A 20,300-nucleotide genomic window follows, 5' to 3' on the forward strand; every position below is an offset into this window, starting at 1 on the left:
CCCCATATTTTTTGTGCATGATTTCTTTTTTTTGGTTTTTCTTTATTGTTTTGATGTGAGGTTGTAAGACCACCCCCTCGGCACCTTAAGGTCTCCTCTCTGTATGTCTTCTCTCTACCGTCAGGAAGCGCTTGACGCCCGTCGACAGGCGTGGCTGGGGCAGGTGCAGGCGAGCCAGTCCCTTTCCATACGCGTTATTTCCTGGGTCACGCTGGCGTTGGTCGTTCTGGCCATTCTTTATGTCTATTTCGGCCTTTATACACGTCGCGTCCATGCTACGGGCTACATGCTCCCCCCTACAGGGCTGATCACCATTGACGCCAGCGCGGCCGGTATCATCAGCAACCGGTTGGCGGAAGAAGGCCAGCATGTCAGCAAGGGCCAGAAGCTTTTTACCATTGATCTGGAAGCCCGCTCCTCAACCGGTCCGACGCAGGAACAGGTTCTTGGACAGCTCCGCAGACAGCGCGAGTTGCTGGAGCGTCAGAAAGAAATCCGTATTGCGGACGCGCCCGTGGAAAAGCAGGCGCTGATCAACCAGATACGCAATCTTCAGCAGCAGCATAATCTGACCGGTCTTCAGCTTTCCAACGACGCCAAGGTGCTGCCGGTGGTGGAAGCCGCCGTGAACCGCATGAAAAACGCCCAGAGCGCGCATCTCGTCACGGAAACACAGTTCCAGAGCCAGCTCTATACCTATGCGCAACTGCTCAGCAGCCATGCCCAGTTCATGCAGACCTATACGGATACTGAAGGCAAGATTTCAGACAACACGTCCAAGCTGATGCGCTACGACCGTCAGACGGCGCATGACATCAATGATCTGGACCGACAGATTTCCGATATCGACAAGCAGATCGACGAGAGCGAAAGCCATCGCACCATTATCGTCGAAGCGCCCGATGATGGCATTCTTTCCGCCGTGCGCGGCAATCTTGGCCAGCAGGTCTCTGCCGGAACGCCGCTTGTCACGCTTCTGCCGACGGGCCGGTCGCTTGATGCGGAACTGTATGTCAGCAGCGCTTCCATAGGCTTTCTGCGTGAGGGCGAGCCTGTGCTCATGCATTACGCCGCTTTTCCCTATCAGCGTTTTGGTCTGGCGCGTGGCCGGGTTGTGGAAATAACCAGAGCGCCGATTACGGAATCCCAGCCGGGCAAGGGGCAGCAGCAGTCCGCGTCCGGCGGTCAGGACAAGAAAGACAGTGGCGGTGGATCGGGTGGCAGCGATCTTTATCGTATCCGGGTCAAGCCGGATCAGCCCTACATCATGGCTTATGGTGAGAAAAAACCGCTGGAAGCCGGAATGGAAGTCGAGGCGGATATCGCCATCGATTCGCGTCGCCTCTATCAGTGGATATTCGACCCCGTGATCAGCATGCGCGAAAGCATCGTCGCCATCAGTGGGGGGCTCGTCGACAAATGAGCGAGGCCTTCAATTCCCTCCAGTTCGGTTTCGGCAAGAAAACACCGGTGATTCTTCAGGTCGAGGCCGCGGAATGCGGTATCGCCTGCCTCGCCATGATCATGGCCCATTATGGTCATCAGATCGATCTGGCGACCCTGCGTCGGCGTTACTCGGTTTCGATTCAGGGCGTGACGCTTCGCAGCCTTGTCCAGATTGCAGACCATATGGGATTCTCGACCCGCGCCGTCAGGCTCGATCTCGACGATCTCGTTAATCTCAAAAAGCCCTGCATCCTGCACTGGGGCATGAATCATTTCGTGGTGCTCACGCAGGTCAAGGGTGACAGGATCACCATCAATGATCCTGCTGTCGGAAACCGCACCATCACCATGGACGAGGTTTCCCGCGAGTTCACAGGCGTCGCGCTGGAAGCCACTCCCAACGAATCCTTCGAAAAGAAGGATGAGCGCGAGACGATCCGTCTGGGCGATCTGTTCCGTCATGTCGCGGGACTGCGCGGCGCGCTCATGGGATTGTTCTTCCTGTCCCTCGGGCTGGAAGTCATCGCGCTGATCTCGCCGATGGTCTCTCAGGTCATGATCGACGAGGTCATTGTCACAGCCGATCATGACCTGCTGAAAACCATCACCTTCGGACTGGCGCTGCTGCTTCTGTTGCAGATGTTCATCGGCTCTGTCCGTACATGGGCGGTGACACTGTTCAGCACCAAGGTCGGTCTGGAGTGGAACACCAGCCTGTTCGATCACCTGACCCGCCTGCCGCTGGATTACTTCAGCAAGCGTCATGTCGGCGACGTGCTGTCGCGCTTCGGGTCACTGGGCACCATCCAGCAGACCATGACGACGGACATGGTGCAGACCGTCATGGATGGCATCATGGGTGTCGGCATGGGCATCATGCTGTTTATCTATGGTGGCTGGCTGGGACTGGTCGCCTGTATCGCTCTGGCGCTCGATATCCTGCTGCGTCTGGTGACATACAGCACCTACCGCGAAGCTTCCGAGGAACAGATTGTCGTCAGCGCCAAGCAGCAGAGTCATTTCATCGAGACTTTGCGCGGCATGGCCAGCGTCAAGCTGCTCGGGCTGCGGGAGCGTCGGCGCGCTACCTGGCTGAACATCGTTATCGATAGTATCAACATCAAATTGCGGCTACAGCGCTTCGATCTGATCTATGGCCGTCTCGGTGACTTCATCTTCGGCGCGGACCGTCTGATCATGATGGTGCTGGGAGCCTATCAGGTCATGGACGGTTCCATGTCTGTCGGTATGCTGGTCGCCTTCCTGTCTTACAAGGACCAGTTTGCGAGCCGCGTCGGCTCTCTGGTCAACACAGGTTTCAAGCTGCGTATGCTGAATATCCAGACTGACCGTCTGGCTGACATCGTCATGACCGAACCCGAGCCTGTGTCGGAAACGACGCCCGGCACGCATTACGAGGGTTCCGCAGCACTTTCCAGTCGGGGGGTGTCGGTGCGGTATGCTGCTCAGGAACCCTGGATTTTCCGTGGACTCGATCTGGATGTTCCTGCCGGCTCCAGCGTCGCGATCATCGGTCCGTCAGGCTGTGGCAAGACAACGCTGCTCAAGGCCATGATGGGACTGCATGCGCTGGATGAAGGCAATATCTACATCGACGGCGTGGATACGGCGGTGTTGTCGATGGAAACCTACCGCGAGCGTATCGCGGGCGTGTTGCAGGATGATGGCCTCTTCTCGGGTTCCATTGCTGACAATATCAGCGGTTTTGCGGATGATCCGGATCAGGCCCTGATTGCCGACTGTGCGTCGAAGGCCGCCATTCTTGAAGATATCAAGCGTATGCCGATGGGTTTCGAGACTCTGGTGGGTGATATGGGCGGTGCCCTGTCGGGCGGCCAGAAGCAGCGTGTCATTCTGGCGCGCGCGCTCTACAAACGTCCGCAGATCCTGTTCCTAGATGAAGCCACCAGCCATCTTGATGAACACACGGAATCCATCGTGGCGCAATCCCTGCGGGCGATGAACGTTACGCGCGTCATGGTTGCACACAGACCTGCGACCATTGCCCATGCTGACTACATCTACTCCTTTGAGCCGGGTGGCACGCTGACGCTTCGCAAGGCTCCGCAAGAGCAGCCGGTCCAGCAGCCCGCGCCACAGGCGGAGCAGCCAGCACCGCAGCAGACAGCGCCCGTCGCTCCGCCGTCCTATGGCAGCTCGTTCGGCTATGGTGGTGGCTGGCCTGCGAGGCCTCAATAGGAATGGTTTGACCGGGCTGCTCTGATTTACAGAATATCTTGAAACCGAGAATCTTCCGTATGTCTTGGTTTTCGAGCAGGCGGTAGGGGCTGAGTGAAACGGTCGGGCATCCATCTGCCAGAACGGGATATGAAGTGTTCTGTTCATGGTTTTTAGGGTTTGGTGACAACCGCATGTTATGAAACGCGGATGACACAGTCGTCCCCACAGTCAAATCATATCTATTCAGTGGAGTTTCGTTTTTTTGGCGGTGATCTGGACCCCGCCGAAATATCCACGATTATAGGTCTTCAATCGACCAGGTCGTCGAAAGGTGAACTGATCGGCAGACGACGAACGCCCAGATTCTGGGGCTACAATGCAAGTGATGTTTCGCCGTTTCGGGATGAGTGGCATTCTCTGGAAGACGGTTTGATGCTGGTTTCCCGCCAACTGACGCCTTATCGAGCGATCATCATTGAATTATCGAAACGCTTTGAAGGGGTATGGTGGTGTGGTCACTTCCAATACAGTGCTGATGGCGGCCCAACGTTATCGCCGGAGGTTCTCGCCGCTATAGCGGGTTTTGGATGTCCGCTCTTTATTGACTGTTATCAATTCTGCGACGATGGCGATGAATAGGCTTTTCTGCTTTAGGCTATAAAAATTTCCATCGATGCCAGACGGAACTGCTTCACGGAGTCAGTGTGGAACATGGGCGGAAACCTTGCGCCCGCCTCCGCCAGCGTGATGCAGTGAAAAGCTAAAACATACCCGACAACTCAGCTCCTCCCCATAAAGCACAGGTCAGAACCGGTCTTTTCTGATAGTGAAGCCACATAACGGAAGAGAAGGCGGCGTGATGCGGTTTGTGCACAGTTCGGACTGGCAGATCGGAAAGACGTTCAATTTCGCAAGCGACGATGTGCTTCGTGTCCTTCAGGCCGAACGGCTTGAGGTCATTAACCGGCTTGGCGAACTGGCGCGGACGCAGGGGGCTGCGGATGTGCTCGTGGCCGGGGATATCTATGATTACGAGACGCCCTCCGACCGCACCCTGCGTCAGCCTCTGGAGCGGATGCGTCAGTTCCCGGACCTGCGCTGGCATCTGATCCCCGGCAATCACGATTTTCTCCAGCCCAATGGGGTGTGGGACCGTGTCAGACGCTCGGCGCCTCCTGAAAATATCCGTCTGTACCTGGAGCCAAAACCGGTTGCGATGACATCCGACAGGTCTGTCTGGTTGCTGCCGTCCGTGCTGAACCGCCGCCACACCATGAATGACCCGACTCTCTGGATGGATGCGGCGGAAACGCCGGAAGACGTCATGCGGATTGGACTGGCGCACGGGTCAGTCCGTGAGTTCGGAAGCCAGCCCGGCGAGCAGCCTAACCTGATCGCGCTCGACCGAGCCGCGCGTGCCGGACTGTCCTACCTCGCTCTCGGCGACTGGCATGGTTTCAACAGAATCAATGAGCGGTGCGCCTATTCCGGAACGCCTGAAATCGACGGGTTCGACAAGGGCGGTGACGGCGGCGGTTCGGCGCTGGTCGTCTCGATTGACGGGCCGAACGCCGTACCGACCATCACACCTCATCGGGTAGGGCGGTTTTCGTGGAAACGGATGCAGGCCACGCTCACGTCACGCGAGGAGATCGCGGCGCTGGAAAACCGGCTGCGCTCGCTTGACCCGCAGAATCTGAGTTCCCTGTTAGTCTGGCTGGACGCTGAAGGGCATCTGACGCTGGAAGACATGACGCTTTTCGACGAGATAATCCTGACCGGCGTCGAGGCCGCTCTCTGCCTGCTGCGTCTGGGCAGGCGTCCGGAACTGGTGGCGTCCGAAGCGGATCTGTCCACATTCGGCGAAGCTGGTGTCGTCAGTCGGGCCGCCGCCCGCTTGCAGACCCTGAGCGCAACGCCGGGACCAGAACAGCAGCACGCCATGGCGGCCCTGCAAAGGCTGGCGGTTCTCTGGCGGAGTGAGCGAAGCGCATGAGCACGAACGGACTGATCTTTACGGCTCTGGAAGTCGAAAACTTCCGTCGCTTCAGCGGAATCCACAGGCTCGATGGGCTGGGACCCGGGCTGAATCTGCTGGCTGCCTCGAACGAGTCCGGTAAATCGACCCTGCTCGCGGCTCTGCGGGCGCTGTTTCTCTACAAGCCGGGTTCTTCCACAAAAATCACCAGATCGTTCGAGCCATATAGTGGCGGCGCGCCCCGTATTCTGGCGGAGTTCATACTGAACGGTCAGGCCTATCGTTTTGAGAAACAGTTTCTGAAAAAAAGCTTTACCCGTCTGACAGGCCCCGCCGGACTGAAGGAAGGTGATGACGCGGACGCGGAGGTGCAGACGCTTCTCGGCCTGAGCGCCACGAAAAAGAATGAGACCGACGGCCTGCTTCCCGCGTTGTGGGTGGAGCAGGGGCAGAGTTTTACCCAACCTGAACTGGGCGATACGGCGCGGCAGAGCGTGCAGTCCTGCCTGAACGCTGATTTCGCGGAAATCACCGGAGGCGCGGACGCAGCCCGGATTCTGAAACGGGTTCAGGATGATCTGGGCAGGCTGGTCAACGGTCACAATAAACGGCAGGGCCGGTATGCCGATGCCGTGACGGGAGAGGAAACCGCCACCGTCCGGCTGACTGATCTGGAAAACAGACAGAATGCTCTCGATCAGGATCTGAAAGAGCTGGTTCACGCCCGTCTCCAGTTGGGGCGGGAGCAGGATCCCGTCCGCCAGCAGGCGGAACAGGCCGAGCTTGAGCAGGCCAGAACCCGGAAAAGCGACCTGTTGCGTTTTGGAAAGCGCGAGGCCGAGGCCAAGGCGACCGTCGAGGCTACGCAGCGTGACTGGAACCGTCTGCGGGACGAGCGCACGCTCCGGGCAGACCGACGGCAGCGTCTGGCGGACGCCCGGCAGAAGGTTCTTGAGGCTGAGGAAGAGCATCGTCAGGCGGAGGCGCGCCTGCAAAGGGCCGAGACCGCGCTCGCGGAGCGAAGCGATGCGCTCGGCAAACTCGATGAGCGTCGGATGGCGGCGGGCGGGGCCGTCAGCCGTGCGGAGCAGGCGCTCGTCTGTCTTCAGCAGCAGGAACAGCGGGATGAGGCTGTTCGTCAGCAGCAGCATCTTGAAAGCCTGATCACGCAGGTCGAAAAAACCCTTGCAGCTTTCACGGTCTTCCGGGTGGATGAAAAACGTCTCCGCGCCATTCAGGTGGCGGACAAGGCGGTGTTCGAGGCCGAGACCGCGCTGGGCGCTCAGGCGACAGGGCTGGAGGTCACTCTGGAGCCGGGTGCGGCGGATCGGGTGCGTCTCAATGGACGGGTGCTGGAGGCCGGACGTCTCGATCTGGTTGATCCGGCCGAACTGAAGATCGAAGGTGTCGGCACAATCCGCATTGTTCCGGCCATACGTGATCGCGCTGTCATGCAGGAAGCGATCGACCGGGCACGTCAGGTGTTCCGGGTGGCGCTGGAGGCGGCTGGCTGCGCGGATATGGCGGCGGCCCACGCGGATATGGAGCGTCGGCGTCAGGCTGAAGCGGCTTGCAGAGCGGCGGAAGAGGGGCTGAAGGCGGCGATGAAGGCCTTTCAGGCCGACACGCCCGAGCGTGCGTTGGCGATGCTGCGGCAGCGTATCGCCGATGCGGAAGCGGGGCTGGTTCAATGGCGGGAAGCGCGGGGGAAAGACGCACGGGGCGATGAAGCCGCTGCACTTCCGGCTTCCGTGGAGGACGCCAGAGCCGGACTGGCGGCAGCCCGGCGGACTTTGCAGGAGGTGGAGCAGGATATTGTCCGCACGCGGGAAGCCCTGCGTGATCCCCTCGCCGAACAGGAAGTCGCCCGGAAACTGCTGGAGGAACGTCGGTCTGACAGCCGTGTGCTCAGGGATCGGCAGGACAACCTGCAGGGCGAGGAAGACGCGGCGCAGGCGGGAGAGCCGGATGCGGTGCTCAATGAGCGCTTCGACAGGGCAGGTGAGGCGCTGAACACGGCGGAGCGGGTGCTGGATCGTCTGAATGAAGAACGGCCCGCCGAGCCGGAGGCTCTCGTCGATGCCGCCATCAGCCGTCTGGAGGCCCAGATTGCGGGGCGGAGGGAGCGTCTTGCCCGTCTGCAACAGGAGGTCGCGACCCGCGAGGTGCGGATTCAGGCGGCGGAAGGAGCCGGACTGGATGAGGCGATTGCCGCCTGCAAACGCGACATCGAGCGTCACCGGACGGAACGCGAGTCCTGTGAGCAGGAGGTCGCCGTTCTCCGACTGCTGAAGGAAACGCTTGTGGAAGCGGAAAGGGAGACGACCGAGCGCTATCTCGCTCCGCTGACCCGTGCGATCCAGCCGACGATCGAGATGCTGTTCCCCCGGGCGACAGCCAGCGTGCAAACCGATTTCACCGTGTCGGGTCTGACCCGTGGACGTGATGAGGAAAGGGTCGAGAATCTTTCGGACGGGACTCGGGAGCAGATTGCCGTGCTGGTCCGCTTGGGTTTTGCGGATATCCTGCATGCGCAGGGTCGCCCGGCCATGCTGATTCTCGATGATGCCCTGTGCTTCTCGGACGTGGTAAGGACGAGGACGCTTTTCGACATTCTGACAGATGCCGCCAGCCGGATGCAGATTATCGTCATGACCTGCCGGGAGGATCAGTTCGCTGAATTGTCGGCAAGGCCACTGCGTATCGTGCCGGATGGCGCTCCCGTGCTCCCGGCTGTGTGATCAGGACACACCTGATGCGAAATGGACCCATTCTGCCGTTGGTCGGATGACAGGAGGCCCCGGCGTTGCTAGAAGGCCCGGCAATACCCGGGTTGCGGGTCGTGTGGTGCAGTTTCACAGGAAAATCGGCCGATGAAGATCGTCGCTTGTAACAGCAACCTACCGCTCGCCGAAGCTGTGGCGGCTGAACTCAATATGTCGCTCTGCAACGCCTCCGTGCGTCGCTTCGCCGACATGGAAGTCTTTGTCGAGATTTTCGAGAATGTGCGTGGTGAGGATGTGTTCGTCGTGCAGAGCACCTGCATGCCGACGAACGACAACCTCATGGAACTGCTGATCATGCTGGACGCGCTGCGGCGTGGCTCGGCCCGCCGGATCACGGCGGTCATGCCGTATTTCGGTTACGCCCGTCAGGACCGTAAATCCGGTCCCCGCACGCCGATCAGCGCCAAGCTGGTGGCGAACCTGCTGGTCGAGGCCGGTGCTGACCGTGTGCTGACCATGGACCTGCACGCCATGCAGATTCAGGGCTTCTTCGACGTGCCGGTGGACAATCTTTATGCCGCGCCGCTGTTCGTGCGCGACATCAAGGAGCGGTATGGCGATCGTGACCTGATGATCGTCTCGCCGGATGTCGGCGGCGTGGTGCGCGCGCGTCAACTGGCGCAGCGCCTGAACACGGACCTGGCCATCATCGACAAGCGCCGCGAGCGGGCCGGTGTGTCCGAGGTCATGAATGTGATCGGTGACGTGAAAGGCCGTCATTGCCTGCTGGTTGACGATATCGTGGATAGCGGCGGCTCACTCTGCAATGCGGCGCAGGCGATCATCGACAATGGCGCGGCGTCCGTCGGCGCCTATGTCACGCATGGTGTGCTGACCGGAAAGGCCGTCGAGCGGATCGGTGCTTCTCCGATCGAGATGCTCACACTGACGGACAGCATCAAGGCGACGGAAGCGGTCAAGGCGGCCCACAACATCCGTCAGATCACGACAGCAGAGCTGCTCGCACGGGCCATGCGGGCCGTGTCCGACGAGAGTTCCGTATCGTCGCTGTTCGACTGAGAAAGCAGAGGACTGCCCTGTGATTACCCCCAAACGGTACTGGTATCTCCGTCATGGTGAGACGGACTGGAACAGGCAGGGTCTGTCGCAGGGTCGGACCGATATCCCGCTGAATGAAACCGGTCTGGAGCAGGCGCGACAGGCGGGGGGGCTGCTGGCGCAGGAAGCGTTGGGAGATCTGCGGATCAGCCGTATCGTGTCGTCCCCACTGGCCCGCGCCCTGCGCACGGCGGAGGTTGCGGCTGACGCACTGAAGGAGCGTTACGGCGTTCGCCCCGTGCTTACAATGGATGTGGGACTGGAAGAGGTCTGTTTCGGCGAGCAGGAAGGTTGCCCGATGGGCGACTGGTATGACGACTGGGTCGAGGGGTTTTACACGCCGCCCGGCGCCGAGCCGTTTACTTTTCTGCGTGACCGCGCTGTTGCCGCCCTGAATCGGGCGCTGACCGGGCAGGGTACGGTGCTGGTGGTTGCCCACGGCGCTCTGTTCCGCGCCTTGCGGTCAGCCATGCATCTCCCGGCGAATGTCCGGCTCCCCAACGCCGTGCCACTTGTGGCTGAGCCGCCCACTGCTGCGGGAACCCCCTGGAATCTGAAGCCGTTCGGATAAGGGAAGCTGATCTGTTCAGCCGAACAGGTCGACGGCTGCGGATTTTACGGTTTTTCCATCCTTGCCCGCGTTACTCTTGGTGAGAACATTGCCTGTGGCGTCGAGCCCGATTGAAAGACTGCCGCCATGAGAGCGCTGGCCGACCGCATTGATGTTGGTATCGGCGATTTTGGTTGGCGCGGCGGAGGTGCGGCCGCGATGCTGGAGAGCCAGCAGGGCGTAGCCGGTGCCGCTCAGGGATGCTGAACTCGTCATGACGATGTCCTTCAATAAATCGGCCTGATCGTAAGACGGGAGTGTTAGCGCACGGTAAATTTATGTGTGCTATCAAACAGAGACTGTTCTTCGGCGTTGTGCGCTGTATCGTAGCCGCCTCACGAACCGGAGATCAGCCAGATGACTTTCAAAAAAACGATCAGGAGCGCCTTTCTGGCCTCTGCTGTTTTTGCCGCCTCGACCTCCTTGGCGTCCGCTGCGGGAATGGATGGGATGTTTATGGGAAATTTCTCGCCTGAACATGGTGCGAAATCCCATCCCACCGGCATGATCGACGCCACCCTTGATGCCAAGACGCATGAACTGACCTACAGCATCCAGTGGTCCGGCCTGTCCGGTCCGGTAAATGCCGCTCACTTCCACGGCCCTGCCAACTTCGATCAGGATGCCGGTGTCGTCGCACTCATCGATGGCCCCTACACCAGCCCGCTGAAAGGCAAGGTCAAGCTCGACGGCAAGCAGATCGAGGCGCTTGAAGCCGGAAAAGTCTATGTGAACCTGCACACGGCCGAGCATCCCAATGGTGAAGCCAGAGCGCAGCTGATCAAAAACTGAGCCTCCGTCCGCAGGGAGTCATCCTCGCCCCTGTCGCGAGACGATGATCCCCTGTTGACTGGATGGGGTCCGGCAGGCGTCATCGTCATGCCGGATTTTTGTCTGCGGGCAGGATTTCACTGCACGGCCTGCCGCCAGAGCAGCGAGGACAGGTGAGATGTTTGACGCCGTCATCATTGAAAAGAACGACGGGGAACAGACCGCATCTTTTCGTCAGATAGCCCGGGACGCGTTGCCTGCGGGCGACGTGCTGGTGAAGGTTGAATGGTCCACCCTGAACTACAAGGACGCGCTCGCCATCACAGGCAAAGGGCCGATCGTGAAATCCTGGCCGATGGTGCCGGGAGTCGATTTTTCCGGCACGGTCGTTGAATCCCGTTCGCCGGCTTTTCGACCCGGAGACAAGGTGCTGCTCAACGGCTGGGGGGTGGGAGAGAAACACTGGGGCGGTCTCGCTGGTCTGGCTCAGGTTAGTAGTGACTGGCTGATAGCGCTTCCCTCGGCGTTCTCCACCCGACAGGCGATGATTCTCGGCACGGCTGGTTATACGGCCATGCTCTGCGTCATGGCGCTGGAAAAAGCCGATGTGAAGCCCGCCGATGGGCCGGTTCTGGTGACGGGCGCATCCGGCGGTGTGGGCAGTATTGCCGTGATGCTGCTTTCTGAACTGGGTTATGAGACCGTTGCTGTCACCGGGCGCATGGCGGAAAAGGACTATCTCGAAAGCCTTGGCGCCAGCCGGGTGATCAGGCGTGACCTGTTCGCTGGTAAAACGCGCCCGCTGGAAAAAGCCGAGTGGGCTGGCGCGGTTGATGTCGTCGGCGGGCAGGTGTTGGCGTCGATCTGCGCCGCCATACGCCTGCGTGGCGCCGTGGCGGCATGCGGTCTTGCCGGCAGCATGGACCTGCCCCTGACCGTTGCGCCTTTTATCCTGCGCGGTGTGAGTCTGCTCGGAATCGATAGCGCGTTATGTCCCCGCGAAGAGCGGATCAGGGCGTGGGATCGGCTTGCCGGTCTGATTGACGTGACGCGTCTGGAGGATGTTGTCAGCGAATATCCGCTGTCGAAGGCCATCGACGCGGCGCATGTGTTGATGGACGGTCGAACACATGGGCGAATACTGATCAACGTAGCGGGGTAGGGGAGAGCGGGGAAATGCGTTTCTGAAGCCTGTCCCCGCCCGGGGATATGTAAAGAGATATTTTCCCGTATCAGGAAATAACGGCGATCCCGGTGATTTCCACTTTCCAGTCCGGGTTCGCCAGCTTTGCCTCGACCGTGGCGCGTGCGGGCTTGTTGTCACGATCCAGCCAAACGTCCCACGCCCGGTTCATGGCGGCCATATCGTTGATATCGGCAAGGAAGATCTGCACGGAGAGAAGGTTGCTCTTGCTGGTGCCGGCTTCGGTCAGAAGTGCGTCGATCTGGCGCAGAATGTCGGCGGTCTGTCCTTCCGCGTCCAGCGTTGCGTCATCGGCGACCTGCCCGGCGAGATAAACCATATTTCCGCAGACGGATGCTCCGCTGAGACGTTCTTCGGGTGCAAGGCGCTTGATGGTCATGATGTCTCCTTTTGCCGTGTGTCTGTTGATCTGTCTGCAAGGATCATATCCGTTCTGATCTGGAGAATGTAGCCTTCTTGTATGCAGATCGTCTCTTTTGGGGACTGTCCTGTCTGTTTTGTCTGGCGAACGGTAATTTTATGCTGGCGCTGAACAGCATCATATTCATGGTTTTAAGGAAAGGCGCACCTTTGGAAACCGTTTGCTCTCAATAAAGCGGGGTTAAGGGGCCTGTGGTTCCTTGCGGGAGCGGGCAATGCCAGCACAAGAAACAGACCATGAAACCATTGGTCTTATTTTGCAAAAATCTTCGCCAGACCTTCAGAAAGAGCCATGGGAGTTACACCCAGCTTTTCTTTCATGGCCGTAATATCGAAATCCTTGTCTTCCGTCAGTCGGCGGATTTCAGCGTCTTCAATCCGAGGAACACCGGGAAGCTTTCGCAAAATACAGGCTGCCATTCTGATGCACCAGTCGGGGACGGAAATGATGCGTATTTTTCTGTTTTCAGAAAAATGAGCGATCATACTAACGAATTTTCTGTAAGTAATGGCTTCGGGGCCCGCGATAACCAGAGTTTCCGGTGTTTTGATCACGTCGGATAGGATCAGGGGAATTGCAGCGACAACGCAGCGTGTGACATCGCGCTGTTCGATGGGCTGCACAAGAAAGCGGCCTCTACCCGGCAGGGGAACAACAGGCAGTTTCCTTAAAAGAGCTGCGAGACGTTGAACATTGTTTTCACCCTGAGCGCCGTAGATCATTGTCGGGTGCAGCAGGATAGAGGGTCTCCCATCTTCCTTGAGCGCACGCTCTCCGGCAAGAACCCCGTTGCCGTGAGCATCCGGCCAGCGTGTGAATTTTCTGGTGCTGCCCAACGCCACGACAGGCGCAGGGGTAACGGCAAGGATCGAAGAAAGATACCGTGCGTGAGCTGTGTTTACGACGATGAGGGCGTCTTTCAGGGCTGCTGAAAGACGGTCACGGTCCGTAAGATCCGCTTCCCGGACTGCGTAACAGACCGTGGCGAGTTCAGGAGCGAGATTGTGCCTGTTTCTGACGACTGCGATCACTTTGTAGCCTTCCGAAAGAAGGCTGTGACACAGAACTGATCCAGACCGGCCACTTGCTCCGATGACGGCGATAATCACTTCAGATGCTGAGAACGGCATTTCATATCCTTTTTTATTGATATCATTTTGTGGAAAATATTACGGAGCGGACTTTGTGAGGATATCATCCAGACCGGAGATGAAACCGCTTGTGAAATCCGGACGCAGATGCATCTGATCCGCGAATTTTGGCGTGCCGTCCGGCATAAGTGGAAAACAGGTCTCGGCTGATCCGCAGATGTTCTGTGTTAGATCGAGAGTGGAACTACCCGTGTCCCGGGCCATACTTGCCAGAAAAGCGGCCATGTCTGCATGTTCGGCCATAAGGGGTGCGAGGGGAATGCCGTTCTGCAAGGCGTCCTTGTCCAGAGTCAGATGCGTGAAATGCCGTGTCACCATATGAGCAGGGTCGAAACGGATACTTGTCGGGGTTGGCATGATGAAAACAATCCTGCGTTTCCCATTGTCGGATAACGCTTTTATTCTCTCCTCGGCCCTGATTTTTTTCGTGGGCCATTCTGAGCGTGGATCGAAAACACGTTCCCAGAGAGCGCCCATGACAATTGTCTGTACCGGCCATTTCGTCAGAATATGATCCTGCACTTCAGACATCGCATTACAGTAGGTGAAGCTTTTGGCGGGTGTCTCGACGGGAAGAGGAGCACAACTCGGCCCGGATATAAAAATGATGGTTCGTTTTAAGAGACCTTTGGCAAAAAGGGCGTCCACGCGCGGAGCCCACTGGAACAAAAGGCTGTCTCCCGTAAACAGGATTGAATTTTGTGGACCGGAGCCGATGATGCCGACAGTCAGTCCTTGCATATGTTCGACACGCATATGGGTAGTGATCGGAAAAATTCCGTTCTGCTCGGCTAGATTTATTTTTTCAAGATTAATACCGGGGGTGTCGCTGCCCATTGCAGTGCTGTATCCGGGCCATGCCCAAAGTGTCAGGCCCAGAGCGGCAGTGATTGTCAGGGCGGTGAGTAGCCCTATGATGGTGCGTCGTTCGGGGGTTTTCCACCGGAGAGGGGCTTCTACAAAACGCGTTGTCAGAGTAGCAAGTGTTACGGACAGTGCGATGATGGCGTAGCCTGTGCTCCTGTGTGTGTGGCTGACGCCGTGGATAAGATGTTCATAGGCGATGAGCGGCCAATGCCAGAGATATAGCGGATAACTGATTGAGCCCAACCATCTAGCAGGAGTGGAGGACAGTATTCGCCGTGCCAGCAGAGTTTCAGGTCCGGCGGCGATCACCAGAGCCGCACCCAGCACAGGAAAAAGAGCCGAAGGTGAAGGGAAAAACCAGTCTTGTCTGAGCTGGAATACGGAAATCAGAAGGCAGAGCAGCCCTCCTCCATTGTAAGTGGCACGCTGGCGGATAGAGAGTTTTCCGAGCCTGCACTCGCCAAGAGCAAGAACTGCTCCGATCATGAATTCCCATATGCGGGAAAACGGTAGATAGAAATCTGCTGCCGGTGAGAAAAATGCACATCCCAGCCCGATAACGAAAGATGCCAGCCCTGTGGCAAGGGCTGTTTGTGTGAGGGAAAATGCTTTTCGACGGGACAGGGCAATGAGGGCAGGCCAGAAAAGATAGAACTGCTCTTCCACACCAAGAGACCAGAGATGTAGTAATGGCTGGAGGCTGGATGCGCGATCGAAATATCCCTGTGTCTGCCATGAAAAAAAATTGGACAGAAAAGTGGCTCCAGCGAAGCAGGCCAGACCGAGGGTGCTGAGTTCATTGGGAAGTAGAAAGAGCATCCCGGCGATGACTGTGGCGAGCAGTACGCAAAGAAGTGCTGGAGCGAGGCGGCGTAGTCGGCGGGTGTAGAATGACGCGAAACTGATGTCACGTTGATTGAGCTGACGTGTGATCAGAAACCCGGAGATGACGAAAAATACGTCCACACCGCAGAAGCCGCCGGGTAACCAGCGGGGAAAGACATGATATACCACGACGGCAATGACAGCGACGGCACGCAGGCCATCGATATCCCCGCGATATGGAAGGGTAGGAACTTTCATCCGGGTTAAAGAACTCATACTCATGCAGAAGACACTGGTGTCATGTCCTTTAAGACACAATCTGCACCTGATTCCAATTCTCCATGAACGGTTGCAAAGCAGATTGCTGATGTGGAGAAGTTGGACAGGACAGGTTGGTCCCATCGCTTTGCGAGCGTATGTGTTGATGGCGATGATGAACGGGTTCTATGGTTGATGGAGTATCATCTTCCGCAAGCTTCATCAGAGCGTTGCAAGTGGTATGAATCTTGCTGGCCCGTTTTGGAAGTGGCTGATGGTCTGATCAAGGTCTTTTTTCAGAACTTTCATGCTGTGCTGTTATTCGGACTGTGTTACGGCACCCGGATGCTCCCCCAAAAAGAGCGGGAGGCACCACCGAAAGCCTGATGGCACAAATCTCATGATCGTCGTGAGTGTGAGAGTCGGATGGGAACTCAATTGCTCGTGATCTTCCACGACGCTCGGGATGCGGCGCCCGTGGGCAATCTGTTCCCATTCCTTGCCGTTATGTCAGATGGTAGCGTTTCGCCTGAGGGATGATGCTGATTATCCAACTGTTCAGCTCTGACGCCCACATTCAGCGCTTGAATCGCGTTTGTTGATTTCCAACCAGAGGGTATAGTGCTCTCCAGAATATATGATTTTCAAGAGTCGGTGCATATAATCGTAATGCTCACAACATTTATATCAATATTTTTTGTTTGAAAAAACTTCCTTATTTCGTTTTTCAGGTTTTCATTTTTGGAGGTTATTTCTTTTTTTGTTTTTTGATTGACAAATAGAACCGGAAATTCTGACTGCGGTATTTCAGCAAGGCTGTATCGAAAAATACGATCTTCTCCCACCTCGCGCCAAATAAAGCCATGTTGCAGTAAAATATTCAGGGTTCTCTGAATGGAGGCAATGTTGGGTGAATGCGATTCAACCATTCCGATGATTGTTTTCCAAATATCGAGTGCGGTAGCTCTTGAGCCTGCCTGGAAAATACCATGGAATATCAGACTCCGGTGATCCGTTATTTTTATTCCACTTTCACGACAACGGCTTTCAAACTGGCGGATTGCCGTCTGACTGGCTCTCTTTCCGGGTCGAATTTGAGCTGTTCCGGAGACATGCCGCCGACGTTGATGATTGGGAGTTAAAAGAGTTTCCATCAAAGAGAATCCTCGAAAATTTGATAGCCTTCTCGACAGTCTGTTCCTCGTTGGATGCATCTTATTACTGGTGCATTCATAATTGTCATTTTTGCATCAAGTCATAATAAATATTGATCAACGAGAGCTAGTCGTTAAATAATGAGTCGAATGGGATCTGTGATACGCCCATTGATCTGTTCTGCGGCGACCAATTTCTTACGATAATCTGGTCTTCTCCACATGGACTGTGGAGAAGATACAGATGAAAAGTTCCAATTTTTCTAATAAGTTGCAGCAATATTGAACAGGAATGACCGGCCGATCGCAGGTGTCACCCGGTTTTGAAACAGATTGCTGTAATTCAGACGATTGGCAAGGTTGTATCCATTCATTGCTATACGCCAATGTTCTCCAAATTTATGGGCAACCATGGCATCGAAATCGAGAGTTGCTGGCACACGTGCCGTGTTCGGGGCGTCAAGCCACACACCTTCACGCCATGTGACTCCCCCGCCGATGCTCAAGTTGTAAGGTTTTTTCGGTGCTATATTGTAGGTCGTCCACAAGGTTGCCGAGTTCTTTGGCACAAACTGTATACGTTTTCCTACATCTGCCGCCGTTTGTGAACCGGTCACTCGGCTATCATAGAACGCATATGTGCCAATAATACTCCAGTTTGAGGTAATGTTCCCCGACGCGCTTAGTTCAAGACCCTGATTGCGTTGTTTGTCAGATGATGCAGAGACGTCGCCGGTTGAAGGGTCCGTAATCGTTGAATTGTTTTTCTCAAGACGAAATAGCGCCGCTGTAAAACCCATACGTCCCTTGAAAGCATTATATTTTGCGCCCACTTCGTACAAGCGGCTACGCTCTGGTGAATATCCTGATCCCGTTATGAAAGGCGCATTGCTATTTGTGACATATAAACTTGTTGGTGTAGTGGACTCCGCCCAGTTGAAATATACCATCAGATCATCATTGGGGGTATACATAAGATTCACTGTCGGATTAACAGTTGTTTGTGTTTGTTTGAAATGCGTATCTGGATTGGACTTTAGACCACCTGTCGCAGAATAAGAGCTATACCATTGATCAAGGCGGAAACCACCTTTAATCGCGAACCATTTGGTGAGCCAAATCTGGTCAGACAGAAAAACACCAATATCGGTGGCGCTCCCGTCCTTATAGCATTTACGTCCCACCCCGTTCGGGATCGAAGCCAGACCGGCCGGATTGTCTGCACAATTGACCCGTTCCAAACCGGGCACGTTCATTGAAGGATTAACCAGATTCGTTCCCTGACGGGTTTCATTGTATGGATAATTTTTTCTATGATCTTCGATATGTTCGATATCGAATCCACCGATCACTTCATGACGAAATCTTCCGGTATTAAAATGTGCTATTCCGGAAAATACATTCTGTATAGACCAGTCATCCTGTTTATAAGGGTTCGGTCCTCCCAGACCGCCATTTCTGCCTATGGACGCGGTGGGATCTCCCGCAAAATATTTAGTGACACAGGTGGCGTTACAGTTTGGCTGAGATGCTGAATAGTAACGATGGTAGATACCGCCTTTGGTGTCATTATACAGACTGAGCCAGGGAGCGACTTTCGCGGTCAAACGGCCAGTAAGCATGTCCGTGCTGATAGCGTCCTGATCAAAGGTCGTGCCATACCAGTTTTTACGATTGATACCGTATTCTGTAATCGGTTTTGCGATTGTGGTTCCGGGTTTTTGGACGACCCAGACGCCATAATCCGGTATCCGGTTATCATTTTGATGAAAATAGTCTATTGTATAAGAGATTTTCTTGTTTAACCCGAAAGTTATGGACGGTGCCACGCCCCATCTATGAGAATAGATATAGTCGCGGCCGACCATATTGTTCTCGTTGCCCATCGCGGAAAGACGAACGGCAATGCTGTCGCTGATCTGTTTGTTGATATCAAGCGTTCCGCGATAATAGGAGCCTGATCCTCCGGAAAAACTACCCTGGTATGAATCTCCTTTATGCGGTGTCTTGCTGACGACATTGATGGCGCCGCCAGTCGTGCCGTTACCGAAGACTTCGGAGGATGGTCCTTTGATGACAGAAACGTGGTCATAGTAAAAGCTGTCACGAGCATAGACACCGAAATCTCGAAGTCCATTCTCATAGATATCATTCTGTGCCTGAAAACCACGTATCAGAAACTGATCGCCCGACATGCCTCCCTCTCCCTCACCAACCGAGGCAGTGATGCCTGGGACGTTGCGTAGGGCTTCATCCAGAGATTTCACATTCTGCTGTTCCATCAGAGCGCGTGGGACAACATTTACTGTCTGTGGTGTATGCATGACATCCTGTGGCATGCGACTCAGTCCGATATCCTCATGCAGGATATTCATGCGGCTACCAAGGACAGTGATATGCTCCTCCGCCGAATTCACCGCCAGATGCGCATTGCGGGCTGATGGCCCATTGATGGGTTGGGCAGCGGTCTGGTTTTTGGTCTTATCCGTGGTTGCCAGCCTTTCCGATAGTTTGTCTTCCGTTTTGCGTGCCTTGGCTGGCTGCGGACGAGGCTTGGGTGTTTTGTCGCTCGCAGCATCAGCGCAGTTGGGATGCAGGCCTGAGCAAAGCAAGGCAAACCCTGCCATAAGGGGAGTTGATCGAACCCTGTGATGAATGTGTCTGACTGTCATCTCATTAGCCTTGTGACAAGAAATATCGGCCACAGAGAGCATAAATGCGAATTACTCACAATTGCATATATGGGATCCGGCATGGTATACTTAGGTATATATTCAAAATATACGATAGAAATGTTATGATAAAATTTTCATGTAAAAAATAATGTAGTTAGTGCGGTAGTGTGTTATTTCTTTGCGGGATATTGTTGGTTGGAAGTCGGAATATGAATTACCTTTCAACGGTCTCTATCATAACAATAATAGCTCTTGTGTTTCTTACAACGCTTATTCCTTCGCATAATGCGTTTGGAGTTCTGTATGTTATCGTTATTGTTTTTATCAATGAACGTTGCACCGCGAGAACGCTGCGTATCGTTGCGGCTGTTTGTCTGATGCTCGATTGCAGTGCTTTCCTTATCGTGCATTGGAGCACTCCCTATGGAGACGGCATCTCCCGTCTGTCATTAAGCGTTATTGCCATTATTATTGTTACTTTCATTATAGAACGGAGCAGAAGCGCGCGGGAAACATTGGAAAAACAATCGCAGATTTTGGCTCATGCTGATCGAATCAAAACTCTTGGTCAGATTGGCATTGCCATAGCGCATGAGATAAACCAGCCTCTCTCGGCTATTGCGACTTTTGCCCAATCGGGCAGTCGATGGTTACGACGCCCAAATCCGGACATCGAAGAGGCCTTGTCCTGCCTGAGGCAGATTGACGAAAATGCGAGACGTGCTGGAGACATTATCCGCAATTTTCGTGAACTGACCCGAATCGAGCAGGTTGAGCGTCGTACATCTCTCGATCTTAAGAAGCTGACGCAAGAGGCTATCGCCATTGTAAACTTTGGTGAATATTCAGGTAAAGTCGAGATCCAAAGAGCTATGGGGGGGGAATACCCTTAA

General features: G+C 55.6%; 16 protein-coding genes. 10 read left to right on the plus strand and 6 right to left on the minus strand.

Annotated elements, in window-relative coordinates; translation table 11 throughout:
* The first annotated feature begins 103 nt into the window (after positions 1 to 103).
* The 7 genes from LKE90_RS12400 (at position 104) to LKE90_RS12430 (ending at position 10,042) form a co-directional block, all read left to right on the plus strand.
* Complete coding sequence (locus tag LKE90_RS12400; protein WP_291494351.1) at positions 104 to 1,423, plus strand: HlyD family secretion protein; 1,320 nt, start codon at positions 104 to 106, stop codon at positions 1,421 to 1,423.
* The gene (locus LKE90_RS12405; RefSeq protein ID WP_291494349.1) at positions 1,420 to 3,666 is read left to right on the plus strand and encodes a peptidase domain-containing ABC transporter; all 2,247 of its coding nucleotides are present in this window, start codon (positions 1,420 to 1,422) and stop codon (positions 3,664 to 3,666) included. Before LKE90_RS12400 ends, LKE90_RS12405 begins: the two co-directional genes overlap by 4 nt.
* Positions 3,667 to 3,855: 189 nt before the next feature.
* A complete protein-coding gene (locus LKE90_RS12410) occupies positions 3,856 to 4,287 on the plus strand; it encodes a DUF4279 domain-containing protein (protein ID WP_291494348.1) in 432 nt (143 codons plus the stop codon).
* Between the two features lie 220 nt (positions 4,288 to 4,507).
* Entirely contained in the window at positions 4,508 to 5,644 is a 1,137-nt protein-coding gene (locus tag LKE90_RS12415; RefSeq protein WP_291494394.1) for a metallophosphoesterase family protein, read from the plus strand.
* On the plus strand, positions 5,641 to 8,367 hold the full coding sequence (locus LKE90_RS12420; RefSeq protein ID WP_291494346.1) for a hypothetical protein: 2,727 nt from the start codon (positions 5,641 to 5,643) through the stop codon (positions 8,365 to 8,367). The genes LKE90_RS12415 and LKE90_RS12420 overlap by 4 nt, the downstream gene beginning before the upstream one ends.
* A 132-nt stretch (positions 8,368 to 8,499) precedes the next feature.
* Complete coding sequence (locus tag LKE90_RS12425; protein WP_291494344.1) at positions 8,500 to 9,432, plus strand: ribose-phosphate pyrophosphokinase; 933 nt, start codon at positions 8,500 to 8,502, stop codon at positions 9,430 to 9,432.
* Positions 9,433 to 9,451: 19 nt separating this feature from the next.
* A complete protein-coding gene (locus LKE90_RS12430) occupies positions 9,452 to 10,042 on the plus strand; it encodes a histidine phosphatase family protein (RefSeq protein ID WP_291494343.1) in 591 nt (196 codons plus the stop codon).
* A 15-nt stretch (positions 10,043 to 10,057) separates the two neighbouring features.
* Here the strand turns inward: LKE90_RS12430 and LKE90_RS12435 are convergent, their stop codons facing one another.
* Complete coding sequence (locus tag LKE90_RS12435; RefSeq protein WP_291494342.1) at positions 10,058 to 10,297, minus strand: hypothetical protein; 240 nt, start codon at positions 10,295 to 10,297, stop codon at positions 10,058 to 10,060.
* Positions 10,298 to 10,438: 141 nt separating this feature from the next.
* Here LKE90_RS12435 and LKE90_RS12440 point away from each other — a divergent pair, with 141 nt between their 5' ends.
* Positions 10,439 to 10,873 carry a CHRD domain-containing protein gene (locus LKE90_RS12440; protein ID WP_291494340.1) on the plus strand — a complete coding sequence of 145 codons (435 nt, stop codon included), beginning with the start codon at positions 10,439 to 10,441 and terminating at the stop codon, positions 10,871 to 10,873.
* Positions 10,874 to 11,030: 157 nt separating this feature from the next.
* Complete coding sequence (gene acuI / locus LKE90_RS12445) at positions 11,031 to 12,014, plus strand: acrylyl-CoA reductase (NADPH) (protein ID WP_291494338.1); 984 nt, start codon at positions 11,031 to 11,033, stop codon at positions 12,012 to 12,014.
* 70 nt (positions 12,015 to 12,084) lie between these two features.
* Here acuI and LKE90_RS12450 read toward each other — a convergent pair whose 3' ends face one another.
* The 5 genes from LKE90_RS12450 to LKE90_RS12470 all read right to left on the minus strand — a co-directional run bounded on the left by LKE90_RS12450 (position 12,085) and on the right by LKE90_RS12470 (position 19,404).
* Positions 12,085 to 12,435 (minus strand): RidA family protein, encoded by a 351-nt coding sequence (locus tag LKE90_RS12450; protein ID WP_291494335.1) that lies wholly within the window; start codon positions 12,433 to 12,435, stop codon positions 12,085 to 12,087.
* Between the two features lie 293 nt (positions 12,436 to 12,728).
* Positions 12,729 to 13,607: an SDR family oxidoreductase gene (locus LKE90_RS12455; protein ID WP_291494334.1), complete on the minus strand. Its 879-nt coding sequence runs from the start codon at positions 13,605 to 13,607 to the stop codon at positions 12,729 to 12,731.
* A gap of 39 nt (positions 13,608 to 13,646) precedes the next feature.
* Positions 13,647 to 15,578 carry an acyltransferase family protein gene (locus LKE90_RS12460; protein ID WP_291494332.1) on the minus strand — a complete coding sequence of 644 codons (1,932 nt, stop codon included), beginning with the start codon at positions 15,576 to 15,578 and terminating at the stop codon, positions 13,647 to 13,649.
* A gap of 644 nt (positions 15,579 to 16,222) precedes the next feature.
* The gene (locus tag LKE90_RS12465) at positions 16,223 to 16,732 is read right to left on the minus strand and encodes a Fur family transcriptional regulator (RefSeq protein ID WP_291494330.1); all 510 of its coding nucleotides are present in this window, start codon (positions 16,730 to 16,732) and stop codon (positions 16,223 to 16,225) included.
* Between the two features lie 263 nt (positions 16,733 to 16,995).
* The gene (locus LKE90_RS12470) at positions 16,996 to 19,404 is read right to left on the minus strand and encodes a TonB-dependent receptor (protein WP_407066105.1); all 2,409 of its coding nucleotides are present in this window, start codon (positions 19,402 to 19,404) and stop codon (positions 16,996 to 16,998) included.
* Between the two features lie 620 nt (positions 19,405 to 20,024).
* On the opposite strand from LKE90_RS12470, the gene LKE90_RS16570 reads away from it, so the two are divergent.
* Complete coding sequence (locus tag LKE90_RS16570) at positions 20,025 to 20,300, plus strand: hypothetical protein (protein ID WP_408737097.1); 276 nt, start codon at positions 20,025 to 20,027, stop codon at positions 20,298 to 20,300.

The organism is Acetobacter sp. (assembly GCF_022483985.1).
Lineage (GTDB): Bacteria > Pseudomonadota > Alphaproteobacteria > Acetobacterales > Acetobacteraceae > Acetobacter.

Bases quoted from the DNA above. Each gene is read 5' to 3' on its own strand.
- LKE90_RS12400 (WP_291494351.1), top strand. From the start codon at position 104: ATGTCTTCTCTCTACCGTCAGGAAGCGCTTGACGCCCGTCGACAGGCG.
- LKE90_RS12405 (WP_291494349.1), top strand. From the start codon at position 1,420: ATGAGCGAGGCCTTCAATTCCCTCCAGTTCGGTTTCGGCAAGAAAACA.
- LKE90_RS12410 (WP_291494348.1), top strand. From the start codon at position 3,856: ATGACACAGTCGTCCCCACAGTCAAATCATATCTATTCAGTGGAGTTT.
- LKE90_RS12415 (WP_291494394.1), top strand. From the start codon at position 4,508: ATGCGGTTTGTGCACAGTTCGGACTGGCAGATCGGAAAGACGTTCAAT.
- LKE90_RS12420 (WP_291494346.1), top strand. From the start codon at position 5,641: ATGAGCACGAACGGACTGATCTTTACGGCTCTGGAAGTCGAAAACTTC.
- LKE90_RS12425 (WP_291494344.1), top strand. From the start codon at position 8,500: ATGAAGATCGTCGCTTGTAACAGCAACCTACCGCTCGCCGAAGCTGTG.
- LKE90_RS12435 (WP_291494342.1), bottom strand. From the start codon at position 10,297: ATGACGAGTTCAGCATCCCTGAGCGGCACCGGCTACGCCCTGCTGGCT.
- LKE90_RS12440 (WP_291494340.1), top strand. From the start codon at position 10,439: ATGACTTTCAAAAAAACGATCAGGAGCGCCTTTCTGGCCTCTGCTGTT.
- acuI (WP_291494338.1), top strand. From the start codon at position 11,031: ATGTTTGACGCCGTCATCATTGAAAAGAACGACGGGGAACAGACCGCA.
- LKE90_RS12450 (WP_291494335.1), bottom strand. From the start codon at position 12,435: ATGACCATCAAGCGCCTTGCACCCGAAGAACGTCTCAGCGGAGCATCC.
- LKE90_RS12455 (WP_291494334.1), bottom strand. From the start codon at position 13,607: ATGCCGTTCTCAGCATCTGAAGTGATTATCGCCGTCATCGGAGCAAGT.
- LKE90_RS12460 (WP_291494332.1), bottom strand. From the start codon at position 15,578: ATGAAAGTTCCTACCCTTCCATATCGCGGGGATATCGATGGCCTGCGT.
- LKE90_RS12465 (WP_291494330.1), bottom strand. From the start codon at position 16,732: ATGGAAACTCTTTTAACTCCCAATCATCAACGTCGGCGGCATGTCTCC.
- LKE90_RS12470 (WP_407066105.1), bottom strand. From the start codon at position 19,404: ATGACAGTCAGACACATTCATCACAGGGTTCGATCAACTCCCCTTATG.